Raw genomic sequence first — 15,100 nt, 5'->3', positions numbered from 1 at the left:
GGCCGGGGACGTCGGCGAGGGCCACTTGGGGGGCGAGGGTGGCGGGGATCGCGGCGAGGGCTCCGGCCAGCACGGTGGCGGCGGCGATTCTCTTCACGAATCCGAAGGTGCGGGCGATGGTCATGATGTGCTCCGTTCTGTTCCGGCCTTGCTGTAACGATTCACCAGGTAATGCGCCGTCATGTAACGGCAACGTAATGGCGTAGCCATCGGTACTGCCCGCTCAGGGGAGGGGCGGCAGGCCGGGAAGCGCGAACGGCAGCTGCGGCAGGCCCGGCAGGTGAATCGCCGGCAGCAGGCTCGGTGCCGGCGCGGGGATGTAGGGGTTGGGCGTGTTCCAGGCGGCCGGGCTCGGGGAGCCGCCGCCGTGATCCGCCCGATCCCAATCCGCCGGCTGGTCGTAGCCGCTGTTGTCGTTGTGCGAATCGCGGTCGGGGTACTGGTTGCCGCCGCTGTTGAGGTGATCTTCGTATCCGTCGTAGTTCTGCCGGTTGTGATCGACGTAGCCGTACTGGCCGTTGTCGTCCCAGCCGAAATCCCCGTTGCCGTTCCAGCTGTCGCTATCGCCGAAGCTGTCGCCGGAATCGTGGGAATCGCTGATCTGGGTCGCCTGGCCGGCATCGGCGAGGGCGGAGCCGGCGGTGACGGCCAGCGGTGTGAGGGCGATGACCGCGATCGCGGCGATTCGCGCGGCGAGGCGGCGGGTGCGCTGTGCGGGGTTGGTGTTCATCGGAGGGTCCTCACTCGGTCGCGCCCCGGCGTGGGATCTGGGGCGGTCGCACTCGCTGGAGCGCTTTATCGGAACATCACCTACCGTACCGCTAAATAACGGCACGTTCAATAGATAGCCGTCAATTGGGGTGATCGGCCCCACTCTGGGGGGTGTGAACCGCGGGCGCGCCTGCTGTTGCGTGTACGTATATGTCTACGTATAGTTGGCTCATGCCGAACAAGACCATCTACGTCGCCGACGACGACCTGCCGCTGTTCCAGCGCGCGCAGGAGTTGGTCGGCGGCAATCTGTCCGGCGCGGTGGTCACCGCGCTCAAACGCTTCATCGAATTGGAGGAGGGCAAGGTCGAGGGGTACGAGGAAATCGTGCTCCGGGTCGGCCACAACGGTGTCCGGCAGGTGCGCTTCCAGGGTGCCCTGCTCGGTGAACACCGGGACGTGGGGGATGAGCGGATGGAGCACATCCGGGTGTTCCGCGGCCGCAAAGGGAAATACGCGCTGCACGAGCAGTATTCGAATTGGTCGGACTATCCCGAATCGGCGAACTGGGTGCGCGACCTGAAGAACTGGCGCCGCATGCTCGGTATCGAGCACGACTGGGGCGACTACGTTTTCACGGTTGTGGACACTCTGGAGGAATTACGGGACAAGATTCCGGACCAGCTCTACCGGCGGATCTCCGGGATCGCCGATCGTCCACCCGTGGAAGAACTCGATATCTGATCCGTTCCGGCCGCACGCGGCCGTGACCGCGTATTGAAAACACCGCACCGCGACCAGGGGAGCGGTGTCGATGAAACATGCTCACATTCGCATTAAATTATTGATTTTCGAAAGGAAGACCATGAACAACGGACGCAGCCCGGCCATCCGCGCGGCCGGTCTCCGCAAGTCCTACGGAGACAAGGTGGTGCTCGACGGTGTCGACATCGCCGTCCCCGAGGGCACCATCTACTCCCTGCTCGGCCCCAACGGCGCCGGTAAGACCACCACCGTGCAGATCCTGAGCACCCTGATCGCCGCCGACGACGGCGATATCCGGGTCGGCGGACACGACCCGGCCACCGATCCGAACGCTGTGCGTTCGGCGATCGGTGTCACCGGGCAGTTCGTCGCGGTGGACGAACTGCTCACCGGGCGGGAAAACCTCCAGCTCATGGGGGACCTGCACCATATCCCGCGCAAGCGTGGCCGCGAACTCGCCCAGGAACTGCTGGAACGCTTCGATCTGGTGGAGGCGGGCGACAAGTCCGCCGGCACCTACTCCGGGGGTATGACCCGCCGCCTGGACCTGGCCATGACCCTGGTCGGTGATCCGCGCATCATCTTCCTGGACGAGCCCACCACCGGCCTCGACCCGCGCAGCCGCCGCACCATGTGGGAGATCATCGGCGGCCTGGTCCAGGATTACGGGGTCACCGTCTTCCTCACCACCCAGTACCTGGAGGAGGCCGACCAGCTGGCCGACCGGATCGCGGTACTCGACCACGGCCGGATCGTGGCCGAGGGCACCTCGGCCGAACTGAAACGGCTGGTCCCCGGCGGACATATCCGGGTGCAGTTCGGCGATACCGACGAACTTCGCGCCGCGGCGGCCGTTTTCGGTGCCACCGCCCGGACCATCGACGACGAGCTGATCCTCGCCGTGCCCGGCGACGGCGGTCTCGGTTCGCTGCGCTCGGTACTCGACCGTATCGACGCCAACCGACTTCATGCCGAGGGCCTGTCCGTGCACACCCCCAACCTGGACGACGTCTTCCTCACCCTCACCGGAACCCCCACCGCAGAAAAGGAACCCGTGCGATGACCACCCTCACCCACGCGCCGCGTACGGCCGCACCGCTGGCCGATTCCTGGACCATGCTGCGGCGCAACCTGCTTCAGGCGCGGCGCTATCCGAGCATGACGATCTCGGTCACGATCATGCCGATCGTTCTGCTGGCGATCTTCAACTATGTCTTCGGCGGTGCGCTGGAGGGCGGTCTCGGCTCCGGCCCCGACGGCGGCAGCGTCGACTACATCGACTACCTGGCCCCCGGAATGCTGTTGCTGCTGCCGGCCTATCTGACCGCCTCGGTGGCGGTATCGGTGTGCACCGACGTCACCAAGGGCATCGTCAACCGCTTCCGCACCATGGCGATCTCGCAGTCCTCGCTGCTCACCGGACATGTGCTGGGAGTCCAGGTACAGGCGTTGCTGGCCTTGGCCGCGATGCTGGGTGCGTCGCTGCTGATGGGGTTCCGCCCGTCGGCCACGCCGCTGGAATGGGTCGTCGCGATCGGCTTCCTGCTGCTGATCGTCTTCGCGCTGACCTGGCTCTCGGTGGCGTTCGGACTGATCGCACCGAACCCGGAGAGCGCCAGCAATCTGCCGTTCCCGATCATGATGCTGCCGTTCCTCGGCTCCGGTCTGGTGCCCACCGACACCATGCCGACAGTGATGCGCTGGTTCGCCGAGTATCAGCCGTTCACCCCGTTCACCGAGACGATACGAGGCCTGCTGATGGGCAGCGCCATCGGGAACAACGCGCTGGTCTCGCTGGGCTGGTGCCTGGTGATCGGCCTGGGCGGTTTCCTCTGGTCGACCACGGTGTTCCGGCGCCAGGGCCGCTGACGCCCGCCGTGCCGATCCCCGCCGGTTCGCCGGCGGGGATCTCGGCGCGCTAGTTGCGTTCGACCTCGATCGGATGGGTGGCCAGCAGCGACAGCGGCAGCGGCTGCCGGCGCAGCACCTGCGCCCACATATCGGTGCGCCGCCCGGCGATCGGATCACTGGGCAGGGCGGATACGACGATCCAGTCGTCGTTGGCCAGCTCACTGTCCAATTGGCCGAAGGTCCAGCCCGCGTACCCGGCGAATATCCGGACACCCTCGACCAGCGGGCCGATCCGGTCCGGTTCGGCGTCCAGATCGACCAGCACCACCCGGCCGTCCACCCGGCGCAGCCCCGGCACCCCGTCGATGGACGCGCCCACCCGCAAGGTGCCCAGGCACAGCGCGGCATCCCGTTTGACGGGCCCGCCCACGAACAGAGTGTGCGGCCGGGCCGACAGCTCCGCCCACTGTGGCAGCACATCGTGCACCGGGGTGTCGCTGGGCCGGTTCAGCACCACCCCGAGCGTGCCCGCGTCGTTGTGCTCGATGATGTAGACCACCGTGCGGCGGAACGTGGGTTCGGCCAGGTCGGTCGAGGAAACGAGTAGGGTCCCGGCCCGCACCGTCTGCTCACCCTGCCGGTTACCGCGACGACCAGGTTCGGGCTCGTGCCCGTCACCGCGGCCGCCCCGGGTCTTGCGATCATCGGGGTCATCTGCCTGCGCCACCTGGCCATCATCGCAGTTATTGCCCGACTGTGCCGCTCTGATCAACGGTTCACTTCGCGCGAAATTCGCTCGGGAGTCGTTTCCGCGCCATCTGGACATACCGCGACAGCCTCGTAGAGTCAGCCGTATGCGTCCCCCCGAGGTGCTCCTGGACAACAGCGACGACGTGTACGCCTTCTACCGCGAACACCGGCAGAACCGCCTACAGGCGATGGGCGCCTATGCCCTGCTCGGGCGGCGCTACCGGCCGCGGGTCGGCTACGCGGCCGGGGCGCGTGAGGCGATCGGCGCCCTCATCCGCTCCCGGACCCCGCTGCTGATCGCGGTGAACCACCTGTCCCGGCTGGATCCCTACACCCTCGCGGCCGCGGCCTGGCGCAGTGAACTACGGCCGATCATCGGCCGCACCCGGGTGCTGGCCAAGGACGAGCTGTTCGAGGAGGCCAAATTACGCCGCCGTATCGACATGATGGGCGGTATCCCGGTGTTCCGCGGGAGCGACCACGGGCTGCGGGCGGTGAACGCGGCGGGGCAGCAGATGATGGATATCTGCGCCGAACGCCTGGCCCATGGGGACAGCCTGGCGATCTTTCCGGAGGGCACCTGCAACGATATCGACCCGGCACAGGTGCAGGCGGTCGGAACGGGTATCGGGCATATCGCCTTCCGGACCACCAGACTCGGCGCCCGGCCGGCACTGGTCGGTCTCGGCCTGAGTTACGGCCCGCGCGCCGACCCGGCGATCGAGCCGACCAAGGAGCAGGCGAAAGCGGCGAGCTTCTACTTCGGAATGCCGCGAACCGAACTGCCGACCCGGCCCGCGGAGATCGCCCGGCTGGTACGCACCGATCTGCAGCAGGCCCTCGACGGCGCCGTGGCCGCCTACTGAGAGCCCGTCCGCGGGCCCTGCCGCAGTAGCGGCAGGGCCCCTACTGCGGCAGCCCCAGGCGGTCGCGGGCCCAGTGCGGCACCAGCGACAGGTATTGCGGTCTGGTCTCGATGAAATTCTGAACCACCCTGCACATGGGCAACACACCCAGGCCTTCGGCGTGGGTGGCGTGCAAGGCGGACTCGATGAGGATCCGGGCGTAATCCCGGCCGTCGAATCGCGGATCGACCTCGGTGTGCACGAATGCGCGCTCGCCGACGGTGTCCTGATATTCGGTATATCCCGCGACCTCGCCCTCGACCGTGATCTCGAAGCGTTCCAGTGCGGTGTTGTTGCGGACCTCCGTCGGCATGGCTCGACGTTACTCGTTCGGCGGTGAATTTTCGCATCGATACGCGCGGCGGGTCAGTCGATTTCGATGATCGCCCGTCCGACGATCTCGCCGCGGGCCAGTGCGCTGTAGGCCTCGTCGGCCCGGTCCAGCGAGTAGCGGCGGGTGATGACGTCCTGCGGTCGGACCGTATCGGCCGCGACCATCCGCAGCAGCGCGGGCATATCGGTGCGCGCCTTCGCGCCGTAGGAGCCGCGGATCTGCAGTTTGCGGCGTACCAGGCGGGCCAGGTCCACGGCGCCGGTGGTGCCGGCGGGCGCGATGCCCACCACCACCGCGCGGCCGCCGTCGTCCAGTACGTCCAGGGCCGTCGCGAACGTCGCGGCGCTGCCCAGCGCCTCGAACGCCACGTCCACACCGTGCCCTTCGGTCAGCTCCCGGACCCGGGCCGCGGCGTCCTCGGTGCGGGAGTTGATCGTATGGGTGGCACCGAGTTTCGCGACCGCGGCCAGTTTGTCGTCGCTGATATCGATCGCGATGATCCGGGCGACCCCGGCCGCCGCCGCGAACTGCACGATCGACGATCCCACGCCACCGGCCGCGATCACCGCGATCCGGTCGCCGAGCGCGAGTTCGGCGGTGTGCACGGCGCCGAGCGCGGTGAAGGAGCTACAACCCAGGATCGATACGGCCTCGAGTCCGACTTCCGCGGGTACTGCGAAGACATCGGAGGCGGGCACCACGCAGTATTCGGCGAGCCCGCCCATCGAGTACATGGCCAGCGGGGTTCCGTCGGCGCGGGCGAGGCGGGTCGTGCCGTCGTAGAGGGTGCCGTTGAGCCGGTTGTGGGCGAAGAATTTCTCGCACAGGTCCTCGGCGCCGCGGACACAGTGGCGGCAGTCGCCGCAGGGCATGATGAAGCTGCAGACCACCTTGTCGCCGACCGCGATCGTTTCCACGTCTTCGCCGAGTTGTTCGACCACGCCGGATACCTCGTGGCCGAGTACCGCGGGCACGGGAAATTTCACCTCGGAGCGCAGGACGTGCAGGTCGGTGTGGCAGACCCCGCAGGCGGTGACCCGCAACAGGACCTCGCCGCGCCGGGGGACCGGCACCGGGATGTCCTCGATCACCAGTCGGGGTTCGGTTCCGTGGAAAACTGCGGCCCGCACGCCACTCTCCTCCGTCGTTCGTTCCGGCACACGCGCCCGGTGTCCGCGTGGGAACAGCCGAGCCCGACCACCGTCTCAGAAAAAGGCGCTGCCGGGAGCCGGTTCGGCCGTCCGGCCGGTTATTGCCGCCCGAACCGTCGCACTTGCGCAGTCTGGCGCGTCTTCTACCTGCGTCTTCCAATAAACGAGAGCACTGCTCTTGACATGGGTGCCGGAAGGTGCGATTGTTGTTCGCAACAGAGAGCACCGCTCACAAAGGAGAAAACGATGACCGCCGCGACCCGCTACCTCGCCCCCACCGGTTTCGACCCGATCTTCAACCGGCTCGCCAACCTGCTGCCCAAGCTCGGGATCAGCGTCGCCGGCTCCCGGTTGCTGGCGGTGCGCGGGCGCAAGTCGGGGGAGTGGCGGACCACCATGGTCAACCTGATGACCGCCGCCGACGGACAGCGTTATCTCGTGGCCCCGCGTGGCCACACGCAGTGGGTGCGCAATCTGCGGGCCGCCGGTACCGGTGAGCTGCGGCTGGGCCGGCGGACCGAGGCATTCACCGGAATCGAGGTCGCCGACGCGGACAAGGTGCCGCTGCTGCGGCTCTACCTCGAGCGCTGGGGTTGGGAGGTCGGCCGCTTTTTCGAGGGCATCACCAAGGACTCCACCGACGCCGAACTCGCCGAAATCGCCCCGGGCTTCCCGGTTTTCCGGATCGAGAGCGCGAGTTGAGGCAGCGGCCGGCAACCGAGGGTCAGGACCGCCGGGTCAGCAGGTATTCGATCGCGGCGGCATAGCCCTGGATACCCATCCCGGCCACGACCGCGTCGGCGATGGGGGAGATGTAGGAGTGCCGGCGGAACTCCTCGCGGGCGTGCACATTGCTGATGTGCACCTCGACGATCGGCACCTCCGGAACGACCAGCGCATCGCGCAGCGCCACCGAGGTGTGGGTCAGGCCGCCGGGATTTATCACGATCGCCGACACCGTACCGCGCGCCTCGTGGATCCGGTCGATCAGCGCGCCCTCGGAATTCGACTGGAAATGGGCTATCTCCCACCCGTGCGCCGCCGCGGCCCGACGACACAATTCGATCACATCGTCGAGGGTCTCCGACCCGTATATCTCGGGTTGCCGAGTGCCGAGCATATTCAGGTTGGGCCCGTTGAGGACCAGAATCGGGCTGCTCGAGGTTTGCGGGACGGCGGCATCGGACATGACAGCAACCCTACCGACACCTCCCGCGCGGGCGGATGATTCTGAGCTACCGTAACGGGGTATCTCTTCGATGAATGCGGACTCGCGGGGTAACGGCGCACCGCTTCTGATCGATCGGTAGCGTAGCGTCGCCGGGTGTTCTCGGGCGCCCCGATAATTGATCATGGTCCGCTGTGCGACGAGTTGGGCTCGGCCGCAACCGCACACGGTGGGGCACGGTAGGGTTTCGGGTTTGCGATCACTCGCAAGCAGGCATTTTTCAGGTACGGTGGTCTTGTTACCGGTGTGACAAGAGTGAAGAGTGGGCGACATGGACGTGAGGGGATCCCGCCGCTTTCGCTTCCGGGGCGCAATAGCCCTTACGGGGGTGGCGGCTCTGGCAATTGCGATGGGATCGTGCGGGTCCGGGGCCGAGGCGGCCGGACCCGAAGCGGTCGTAGACCAATTCACCGAACGACTCGACGAGCACGACTACGCCGCCGCGGCGGAGTTGACCTCCTACCCCTCGGCGGCTTCGGCAACCCTTCAGCAAATGTTCGAGGGGCTCGAATCGGGCACCGTCGACTACGAGAAGGCGCAATTCATCGGACTCGATGCCGAATCCGGCATCTTCAGTCTCGATGTGCAGTGGAGCTTCGGCGAGCAGAAGAACTGGTCCTATGGGCTGGAGGGCACCGTCCGCAAACTCGCGAACGGCTGGCGGATCTCCTGGGATCCGGCGGTGGTCATGCCCGAGCTCAGCCAGAACCGCACCGTGCGGCTGGTGCGTACCACCCCGGACCCGCCGCCGAAGGTCGTCGACAATATCGGTAAACCGTTGATGACCCAGCAGATCATCAATGTCGTCGAACTCGATCCGTCGCGGATGCCGGATCCGGTCGCCTCCACCGACGCGCTGGCCCGTGCCATCGAACCGGTGGCGCCCCTGATCACCGGCGCCTCACTCCGTGACGACCTGGCCGCCGCCGGCGGAAAACCGATCACGGCGGTCAGCCTGCGCGAGGGCGATTTCGCGATCCTGGAACCGCGGATGGCGCCGATCCCGGGCGTGGTGATGAAGCAGGAGCCGCGGCTCATCGTCTCCGATCGCCGGATCTTCTCGCCCATTCTCGACGCCATGAAGAAGGTCTGGGAACAGAGCCAGGACCAGCATTCCGGCTGGGGCGTGCAACTGTTCGAGAACGGCCGCTTCGTCAAACAGCTGGCGGGCAACCAGGGTCCGGCCGGTCCGGATATCCCGGGCACCATGGACCAGCGGTTGCAGCGTGCGGCAGAGGACGCGGTGGTCAGCGTGGGTTCACCCGCCTCCATCGTGGTCACCCAGCCCTCCACCGGAGCCGTGGTGGCGGCGGCGCAGAACAACTACTCGAGCGCACAGGGTCCGGTCGCGTTCACCGGGCTGTACCCGGTGGGCGGCGCCATCGAGTTGTTCAAGAAGGCGGCCGGGGCGGCCAAGGGCAAAGCACCCGGGGACGTCACCGACCAGGAGATGATCGAGGCGGCCGCCATGCTCGGTGTCGGCGTGGACTTCCGGGTCCCCGGGCTCGAGGAAGTGACCGGGCGCCCGGCGGGGGCGGGCGGCGCGGAACCGGTTCGCCAGGGCGGTGGAACGGACGCGCTGCTGGTCAGTCCGTTCGGCATGGCGATCGCGGCGGCGGCCATCACCAACGGCGCGACCCGCCCGCCGATGCTCGAACGGGGCCGGCCCAGCGAAACCGACGCGCCCATGGGGCCGCTGCCGGGGCCTGTCGACGCGGCCCTGCGCGCGGCGATGCGCGACGGGATGAACGCGCCGCAGATGGCGCGGCTGCGCGGATTCCGTGACGTCACCGGGTTCTCGGCCAAGGCCGGGGACGACGGCTGGCTGATCGCGAGTATGGGTGATCTGTCGTTCGCCATCCATATCGCCGATGTCGACAGCGGCGATATGGTCGTCCGGATGGGCGAGCGGATGTTGCAGGCGCTGGCCAAGCCGGACGAATGAGCGGCGGCCGGGGGATCACCTGATCGCCGCGACGGCCCCGCGCCAGCCCAGCAGGAAGAACGCCAGCACCAGCGCCGCCACCACGATGAAACTGAAGGCGGTGCCCTGACCGGCGACCACCCGCAGCAGCATGCCGATCACCAGGGTGCACAACCAGATCACCACACCGGCGGGCCACAGGCGCGAGCCGTCGAGCGGTTCGGTACCGGTCCGGCGACGCTCCAGCAGCACCGTCACGACCCAGCCCACGGCCAGCCCGGCCACGAAGGGCCACGCCGTGTGCAGCAGACCGGTGAGCACGGCCTCGTCGTGACTGCGGCGGCCGATGGCGCAGAACACCACCACCAGGACGAAGTCGGCACCGATCGCAGCGATCCATTTCACTCCGAGCAGCCTAGTCGCGGCGTCGGCGCCGCGGCCACGGTGTGCGCTGCCGGCTCAGGCGTTGCGCTGGGAGAATTCCTTCTCGTACTCGTCGTCCTCGGCATTGCGGGTGCGGAACAGGAACGCGAAGACGATCCAGCCGATGATCGCGATCAGCACGAAACTCACCAGCCGGTACACGAACGCGGCGGCCACCGCCTGCGCCGCGGGCAGCCCGGCGGCCGCGGTGAGACCGTAGATCAGGGTCGCGTCCACGTAGACGATCCCACCCGGCGCGAACGGAATCGAACCGACGGCCTTACCCGCCGCGAACGCGATCAGCAGTCCGGCCCACCGGGGGTCGCCGCCGATGGCATAGCAGGCAGCGCCCAGGCAGGCGATATCGGCGAGCCGGTGGATCACCGCCCACCAGGTGACCCACGCGCCGTCCCGGGTGCCCAGTTTCACCGATTCGACCTGGTCGAGCATTTCCCGGACCTTGTCGATACCGGTATCCGAAGACCGTTTGCGTGCCCGGTTCACCAGCAGCAGCGCGCGGTGCAGCAGCTTCTCGAGGGTGCCCGGATGGCGCGAGGCGTAGTTTCCCGCCCAGACCAGCGCTACCACCGCGGCCACCGAGACGAGCAGATTCACCGGGCCCACCCGGCCACCCGCGAGCACGGTGCCGAGCACGCCGATCAGGGCCAGACCGGCCGCGGAGACCACACCGGAGAAGACCAGCTGCCACGACGCGACCACCGGGCTGGCGCCCCAGCGCCGGGTCTGCCGATAGGTGAACGCCGTGGAGAACACCTGGCCGGCGGGCAGGGTCACCGACATGGCGGTGGCGCCGTAGACGACCGCCACCGACCGATGCTGGCTCACCTCCACGCCGCCCGCGCGCAGCAGTTGTTTCTGGACGTGGCCGAACCCGGTCATGGACAGCATTTGCGCCGCGATACACAGCGCGACCCAGCCCCAATGGATTTCGGTGAGTTTGCGCCACGACTCGTGTAATCGCGGCCACAGATAAAATGCTTCGCCTATCAGCAGGAGAAGCACGATCGAAACGGCCAGCCATTTGAGCCAGCGGAATTTGCGGCGGCGATTCTCGGTATGTTCCGGTGCCCCGGCCCCGGGCACAGCAGTGGTGCCCGCTGCATCACCGTTGGCCGTCACGGGCCCAGCCTAATGGACACCCCCCACCGAAGTCCGCTGCCTGGTCCGATACCGCCGCGAGCGCCGCGATCGGCTCGGGTTGGTGTAGTGGACGGTTTGGCTCGGCCTGGTGACCCGCACGGCCGGAGCGAACGCGGAGGTACGCAGGGAGCGCATGGCCGGAGCGAACGCGGAGGTACGCCTAGTCCACGGTTTCGCTCGGCCAGGACAGTCGCGTCTTGCGGCGGCGGCCGCGCAGTTGTACCTCTTCGCCGGCCGTCCAGTGCCGCTGCTCGCCGTCCTCGGCGAAATACAACGCCGAACCGGAGGCGAGTACCCGGCCGGGGTGGTCCTTGGCGAGTTCGGTGAGCCGGGACGCCTCATTCACCGGATCGCCGATAACGGTGTATTCGAAGCGGTTGGCGGCACCGATATTCCCCGCGACCGCCAGGCCCGCGGAAACTCCGATACCGATATCCAGTCCGGCGACCGCGCGCAATGCCTCGCGCAGATCGCGGGCGGCGGCCAGCGCGGCCGTCGGTGCGTCCGGGCGGTCCAGCGGCGCGCCGAAAATCGCGAGCGCGGCGTCGCCGACGAATTTGTTGACGAACCCGTGGTGGCGGTCGATCACATCCACCACCACCCGGAAGAATTCGTTGAGCAGGCTCACCACTTCGGTGGGCGGGTGTTCCGCGGCGGTCGCGGTGGAGCCGACCATGTCCACGAACAGGACTGCCACGAATCGGGTTTCCCCACCGAGTTCGGTGCCGTAGTCCAGTGCGCGCTGGGCCACCTCGGCGCCCACATGCTGGCCGAACAGTTCCTGTAGCCGCTGCCGGGTGGCCGCCTCCTCCATCATCCGGTTGAAACCGACCTGTAGCAGCCCGATCTCGCTCCCGTCGAAGACCTCCACCTGCACATCGCGGGCACCGTTCTGCACCTGGTCGATGGCCTGGCTGAGCTGGCGGACCGGGTCGGAGATGCTGGACGCGGTGAGCATGGACAGGGCCAGCGCCTGCATGATCACCACTCCGCACAGCAGCAGGATCGATACCGCCAGCGACTGCGCGGAGAACTTCACATCCGAGGAGATCTGGGTGACACACAGCAGCACGATGGCGATGGTCGGGGCGAAGGTGCCCAGGCCCCAGGTCATCGCCATCCGGGTACCGACGCCGGGAGTCAGGGTGTGGTCGAAACGCCCGGCGGTGAGTGCCTCGGCCGCCACCGGGCGCAGAATCCGTTCACCGAGCATGTAGGTGAAACCGAACACGATGGTCGCGGCCATACATTCGGTGATGATCACGGTGCCGGCCAGGGCCGGGGTCTCGGAGATGATCGCCGCGCCCAGTACCCCGCCGCCGAGGATCCACAGGGCCAGATGCAGAATCGCCTGCCGCAGCGGCGCGTGCAGGGCGGCCATCTGTTCCTGCCGGCTGGGCGGACCGCCGCGCACCTGCCAGCGCATCACCGGCCGGAGCATCAGGGCCGAGGCCGCCACACTGAGGAACCCGCCGGTGAGGAAGACGATGGCCGGGACCAGCAGTCCCACCTGCCGGGTACCGGGTTCCTCCCCTTCGGGGACCGGCAGCCCGTACTGGATGAACGCCCACACCAATACGGCGCCGAAAGCATTCGCGAGCAGCATCGAGGTGAGGTACAGGGGCCAGCGCGTATGCATGGTCTGTTTGACCGCTTCCAATGGCGCTGACACGCGTACCAATCTAGCGCCCGGTGCCGACCGCCCAGTGTTCCCGGGTTGTGCCGGTACGCGCACCGCCGCCTCCGCTCCGGCCGTGCGCGGCCTGTTGGTGGGCTTCGCCCGGCTGCCCTCACTAGGCTCGGCAGAGTGACCGAGCCGAAACCATCTGCCGCAGACGCCGTTCACCCCATCGTCCGGCAGACCGCCGAATGGGCCTGGCGGCTGCTGGTGATCTTCGCCCTGGTCGCGGTGCTGGCGGCGGCGGTGCGGCGACTCGACACAGTGGTGATCCCGCTGGCCATCGCCATGCTGGCGGCCGCGCTGCTGGCGCCGCTGGTGGACTGGATGCAGCGCCGCGGGGTGCCGCGCGGGCTCGGGGTTTTCGTCGCGCTGGTCGGTTCGCTCGGACTGGTCGCCGGCGTGGTGACCTTCGTGGTGGAGCAGTTCGTGGTGGGTGTGCCGCAGCTGTCCGACGAGTTCACCAACAGCATCCACAAGGTCCAGGACTGGGCCATCAACGGTCCGATGCACCTGAGCGACGACCAGATCCGTAATGCCGGTGATGCCACCGTCCGGGCCATCCAGTCCAATCAGGACACGCTGACCAGCGGCGCGCTGACCACCGCGACCATGATCGGCCACATCCTGACCGGCACCTTCCTCACCCTGTTCATCCTCATCTTCCTGCTCTACAGCGGTGACCAGATCTGGCGTTTCGTCACCCGTGTCGTGCCGGCCGAGCATCGGGAACGGGTGCGCACCGCCGGGGAACTCGGGTTCGGTTCGCTGGTGGGTTTCGTGCGGGCCACCGTCGTGGTCGCCGCGGTGGACGCGATCGGGATCGGCGCCGGGCTGGCCCTACTCGGTGTGCCGCTCGCGCTGCCGCTGGGTTCGCTGGTGTTCATCAGCGCGTTCATCCCGATCATCGGTGCGTTCCTGGCCGGTTTCGTGGCGGTGTTCATCGCACTGGTGACCAAGGGTTTCGTGACCGCGCTCATCGTGCTCGGCATCATCGTCGCGGTGATGCAGCTGGAGGGGCATGTGCTGCAACCGTTGTTGCTCGGGCGTGCCGTACGGATCCATCCGCTGGCGGTGGTACTCGCGATCGCCGCGGGTGTGGTGCTGGGCGGTATCGCGGGCGGTCTGCTCGCGGTACCGCTGGTCGCGGTGCTCAACACCGCGATCCGCTCCCTGCTCGCCGCGGACCCCGAGGAGCTGCTCGGCGAACCGGCACCCGATCGTAAAGGGATCTATGTGGCCGAGCCGGATTCACCGGAGGACGGCGAGCATGCCGTGAGCGGCCCCCAGGTACTGGGACGCTTCGATATCGGGGCCCTGCTCGCCGAAGCGCAACGCCGGCTACCGCTGGCCCGGACCGCCGATCCACAGCCACGCCGCGACGGTGCGGACCCCGAGCCGAGCATCTCCGCCACCCGGCGGGAAACCGGAGATGAGCAGGGCTGACGTGGTGCCCGCCACCCCCGCATCCGGGAATGCCCTGATGCGGGATCCGGGCTGTGCTGGGTAATCTCGGTCCTATGAACGGCCCCGATCCGGTATTCGACGGTGCGGGTTCCGGTGGCCAGGTGGGCCACCGGGACCTGCGTGTATCCGACGCCGAACGGGAACATGTCGGGCAGCTCCTGCAGCGCGCGGTGGGTCTGGGCATGCTCTCCCTGGGTGAGTTCACCGAGCGGATGGACACCGCGCTGGCCGCCAAGACCCGCGGCGAGTTGAACTCGGTGCTCGTCGACCTGCCCGGGGTCCGGTTGATCGGCGAACCCACCACCGAGCGGACCGGTCACGGCAAGCCGGTACCGCTACCCCGACCCGGGGACGCCGCTCGCGCGGGGTTGTCGGGGATGGTGCAGGGCGGGGTCATCCGGCCGCGTATGTCGGGGTTGAACCGCCGGGGCAACTGGCAGGTCGCCCCGATGTTGCGGGTCAACAGCTGGCTGTCCGGGGTGACTCTGGATTTCACCCAGGCGATCATGACCACTCAGGTGGTGGAGATCCAGGTCGACGATTACGCCAGTTCTCTCACCCTGGTGGTGCCGCAGGAGGCCACGGTCGACCTGGACGGCCTCGAACTGGTCGGGTCCAGCGTGAACAACAAAGTGCGCAGCGGTCCGCCGATCGGACCGCTGCATCTGCTGGTACACGGCCGGGTCCGGTTCGGCTCGGTCACCGCCAAACAACCCTTCGCTGCCCATTGGCGCCGGTTGCTCGGACATTGA

The 15,100-nt window shown here is 67.8% G+C and carries 16 protein-coding genes; 8 read left to right on the top strand and 8 right to left on the bottom strand.

What is annotated here, in order from left to right:
• Window positions 1-223 precede the first annotated feature (223 nt).
• A complete protein-coding gene (locus tag IG75_RS0131030) occupies window positions 224-730 on the bottom strand; it encodes a hypothetical protein (protein ID WP_030524903.1) in 507 nt (168 codons plus the stop codon).
• 212 nt (window positions 731-942) lie between these two features.
• Here IG75_RS0131030 and IG75_RS0131025 point away from each other — a divergent pair, with 212 nt between their 5' ends.
• From IG75_RS0131025 to IG75_RS0131015, 3 genes are all read left to right on the top strand, one after another.
• Window positions 943-1,455 (top strand): EXLDI protein, encoded by a 513-nt coding sequence (locus tag IG75_RS0131025; RefSeq protein ID WP_030524902.1) that lies wholly within the window; start codon window positions 943-945, stop codon window positions 1,453-1,455.
• 121 nt (window positions 1,456-1,576) lie between these two features.
• Entirely contained in the window at window positions 1,577-2,539 is a 963-nt protein-coding gene (locus IG75_RS0131020) for a daunorubicin resistance protein DrrA family ABC transporter ATP-binding protein (protein ID WP_030524901.1), read from the top strand.
• Window positions 2,536-3,345 (top strand): ABC transporter permease, encoded by an 810-nt coding sequence (locus IG75_RS0131015; RefSeq protein WP_030524900.1) that lies wholly within the window; start codon window positions 2,536-2,538, stop codon window positions 3,343-3,345. The genes IG75_RS0131020 and IG75_RS0131015 overlap by 4 nt, the downstream gene beginning before the upstream one ends.
• Window positions 3,346-3,394: 49 nt before the next feature.
• Here IG75_RS0131015 and IG75_RS0131010 read toward each other — a convergent pair whose 3' ends face one another.
• Window positions 3,395-4,054 carry a YqgE/AlgH family protein gene (locus IG75_RS0131010; protein ID WP_030524899.1) on the bottom strand — a complete coding sequence of 220 codons (660 nt, stop codon included), beginning with the start codon at window positions 4,052-4,054 and terminating at the stop codon, window positions 3,395-3,397.
• 127 nt (window positions 4,055-4,181) lie between these two features.
• Here IG75_RS0131010 and IG75_RS0131005 point away from each other — a divergent pair, with 127 nt between their 5' ends.
• Entirely contained in the window at window positions 4,182-4,943 is a 762-nt protein-coding gene (locus IG75_RS0131005) for a lysophospholipid acyltransferase family protein (RefSeq protein ID WP_030524898.1), read from the top strand.
• A gap of 40 nt (window positions 4,944-4,983) precedes the next feature.
• On the opposite strand, the gene IG75_RS0131000 is transcribed toward IG75_RS0131005, so the two are convergent.
• Complete coding sequence (locus IG75_RS0131000) at window positions 4,984-5,295, bottom strand: GNAT family N-acetyltransferase (RefSeq protein ID WP_030524897.1); 312 nt, start codon at window positions 5,293-5,295, stop codon at window positions 4,984-4,986.
• Between the two features lie 53 nt (window positions 5,296-5,348).
• The gene (locus tag IG75_RS0130995) at window positions 5,349-6,446 is read right to left on the bottom strand and encodes a zinc-binding dehydrogenase (protein ID WP_030524896.1); all 1,098 of its coding nucleotides are present in this window, start codon (window positions 6,444-6,446) and stop codon (window positions 5,349-5,351) included.
• A 267-nt stretch (window positions 6,447-6,713) separates the two neighbouring features.
• On the opposite strand from IG75_RS0130995, the gene IG75_RS0130990 reads away from it, so the two are divergent.
• The gene (locus tag IG75_RS0130990; RefSeq protein WP_030524895.1) at window positions 6,714-7,169 is read left to right on the top strand and encodes a nitroreductase family deazaflavin-dependent oxidoreductase; all 456 of its coding nucleotides are present in this window, start codon (window positions 6,714-6,716) and stop codon (window positions 7,167-7,169) included.
• Between the two features lie 22 nt (window positions 7,170-7,191).
• Here the strand turns inward: IG75_RS0130990 and aroQ are convergent, their stop codons facing one another.
• Window positions 7,192-7,656: a type II 3-dehydroquinate dehydratase gene (gene aroQ / locus IG75_RS0130985; RefSeq protein ID WP_030524894.1), complete on the bottom strand. Its 465-nt coding sequence runs from the start codon at window positions 7,654-7,656 to the stop codon at window positions 7,192-7,194.
• Window positions 7,657-8,044: 388 nt separating this feature from the next.
• On the opposite strand from aroQ, the gene IG75_RS0130980 reads away from it, so the two are divergent.
• On the top strand, window positions 8,045-9,640 hold the full coding sequence (locus tag IG75_RS0130980) for an NTF2-like N-terminal transpeptidase domain-containing protein (RefSeq protein WP_081877247.1): 1,596 nt from the start codon (window positions 8,045-8,047) through the stop codon (window positions 9,638-9,640).
• A 15-nt stretch (window positions 9,641-9,655) separates the two neighbouring features.
• On the opposite strand, the gene IG75_RS0130975 is transcribed toward IG75_RS0130980, so the two are convergent.
• From IG75_RS0130975 to IG75_RS0130965, 3 genes are all read right to left on the bottom strand, one after another.
• A complete protein-coding gene (locus tag IG75_RS0130975) occupies window positions 9,656-10,024 on the bottom strand; it encodes a DUF3054 domain-containing protein (protein WP_030524892.1) in 369 nt (122 codons plus the stop codon).
• Window positions 10,025-10,078: 54 nt separating this feature from the next.
• Window positions 10,079-11,182, bottom strand: coding sequence for a lysylphosphatidylglycerol synthase transmembrane domain-containing protein (locus tag IG75_RS0130970; protein WP_030524891.1), 1,104 nt, complete (start codon window positions 11,180-11,182; stop codon window positions 10,079-10,081).
• Window positions 11,183-11,363: 181 nt separating this feature from the next.
• On the bottom strand, window positions 11,364-12,842 hold the full coding sequence (locus IG75_RS0130965) for an adenylate/guanylate cyclase domain-containing protein (protein ID WP_030524890.1): 1,479 nt from the start codon (window positions 12,840-12,842) through the stop codon (window positions 11,364-11,366).
• 168 nt (window positions 12,843-13,010) lie between these two features.
• Between IG75_RS0130965 and IG75_RS0130960 the strand changes: the two genes are divergently transcribed.
• Both IG75_RS0130960 and IG75_RS0130955 read left to right on the top strand, forming a co-directional pair.
• A complete protein-coding gene (locus IG75_RS0130960; protein ID WP_051715178.1) occupies window positions 13,011-14,327 on the top strand; it encodes an AI-2E family transporter in 1,317 nt (438 codons plus the stop codon).
• A 122-nt stretch (window positions 14,328-14,449) separates the two neighbouring features.
• A complete protein-coding gene (locus IG75_RS0130955; protein ID WP_030524888.1) occupies window positions 14,450-15,100 on the top strand; it encodes a DUF1707 SHOCT-like domain-containing protein in 651 nt (216 codons plus the stop codon).

Origin of the sequence: Nocardia rhamnosiphila NBRC 108938, assembly GCF_000720425.1 — a bacterium.
Taxonomy (GTDB): Bacteria; Actinomycetota; Actinomycetes; order Mycobacteriales; family Mycobacteriaceae; genus Nocardia; species Nocardia rhamnosiphila.
This window is presented reverse-complemented; position numbering and strand designations above follow the sequence as displayed.

Excerpts from the sequence above, each read along its gene's own strand:
- IG75_RS0131030 (WP_030524903.1), bottom strand. The coding sequence starts at position 730 with ATGAACACCAACCCCGCACAGCGCACCCGCCGCCTCGCCGCGCGAATC.
- IG75_RS0131025 (WP_030524902.1), top strand. The coding sequence starts at position 943 with ATGCCGAACAAGACCATCTACGTCGCCGACGACGACCTGCCGCTGTTC.
- IG75_RS0131020 (WP_030524901.1), top strand. The coding sequence starts at position 1,577 with ATGAACAACGGACGCAGCCCGGCCATCCGCGCGGCCGGTCTCCGCAAG.
- IG75_RS0131015 (WP_030524900.1), top strand. The coding sequence starts at position 2,536 with ATGACCACCCTCACCCACGCGCCGCGTACGGCCGCACCGCTGGCCGAT.
- IG75_RS0131005 (WP_030524898.1), top strand. The coding sequence starts at position 4,182 with ATGCGTCCCCCCGAGGTGCTCCTGGACAACAGCGACGACGTGTACGCC.
- IG75_RS0131000 (WP_030524897.1), bottom strand. The coding sequence starts at position 5,295 with ATGCCGACGGAGGTCCGCAACAACACCGCACTGGAACGCTTCGAGATC.
- IG75_RS0130990 (WP_030524895.1), top strand. The coding sequence starts at position 6,714 with ATGACCGCCGCGACCCGCTACCTCGCCCCCACCGGTTTCGACCCGATC.
- aroQ (WP_030524894.1), bottom strand. The coding sequence starts at position 7,656 with ATGTCCGATGCCGCCGTCCCGCAAACCTCGAGCAGCCCGATTCTGGTC.
- IG75_RS0130980 (WP_081877247.1), top strand. The coding sequence starts at position 8,045 with ATGGGATCGTGCGGGTCCGGGGCCGAGGCGGCCGGACCCGAAGCGGTC.
- IG75_RS0130965 (WP_030524890.1), bottom strand. The coding sequence starts at position 12,842 with ATGCATACGCGCTGGCCCCTGTACCTCACCTCGATGCTGCTCGCGAAT.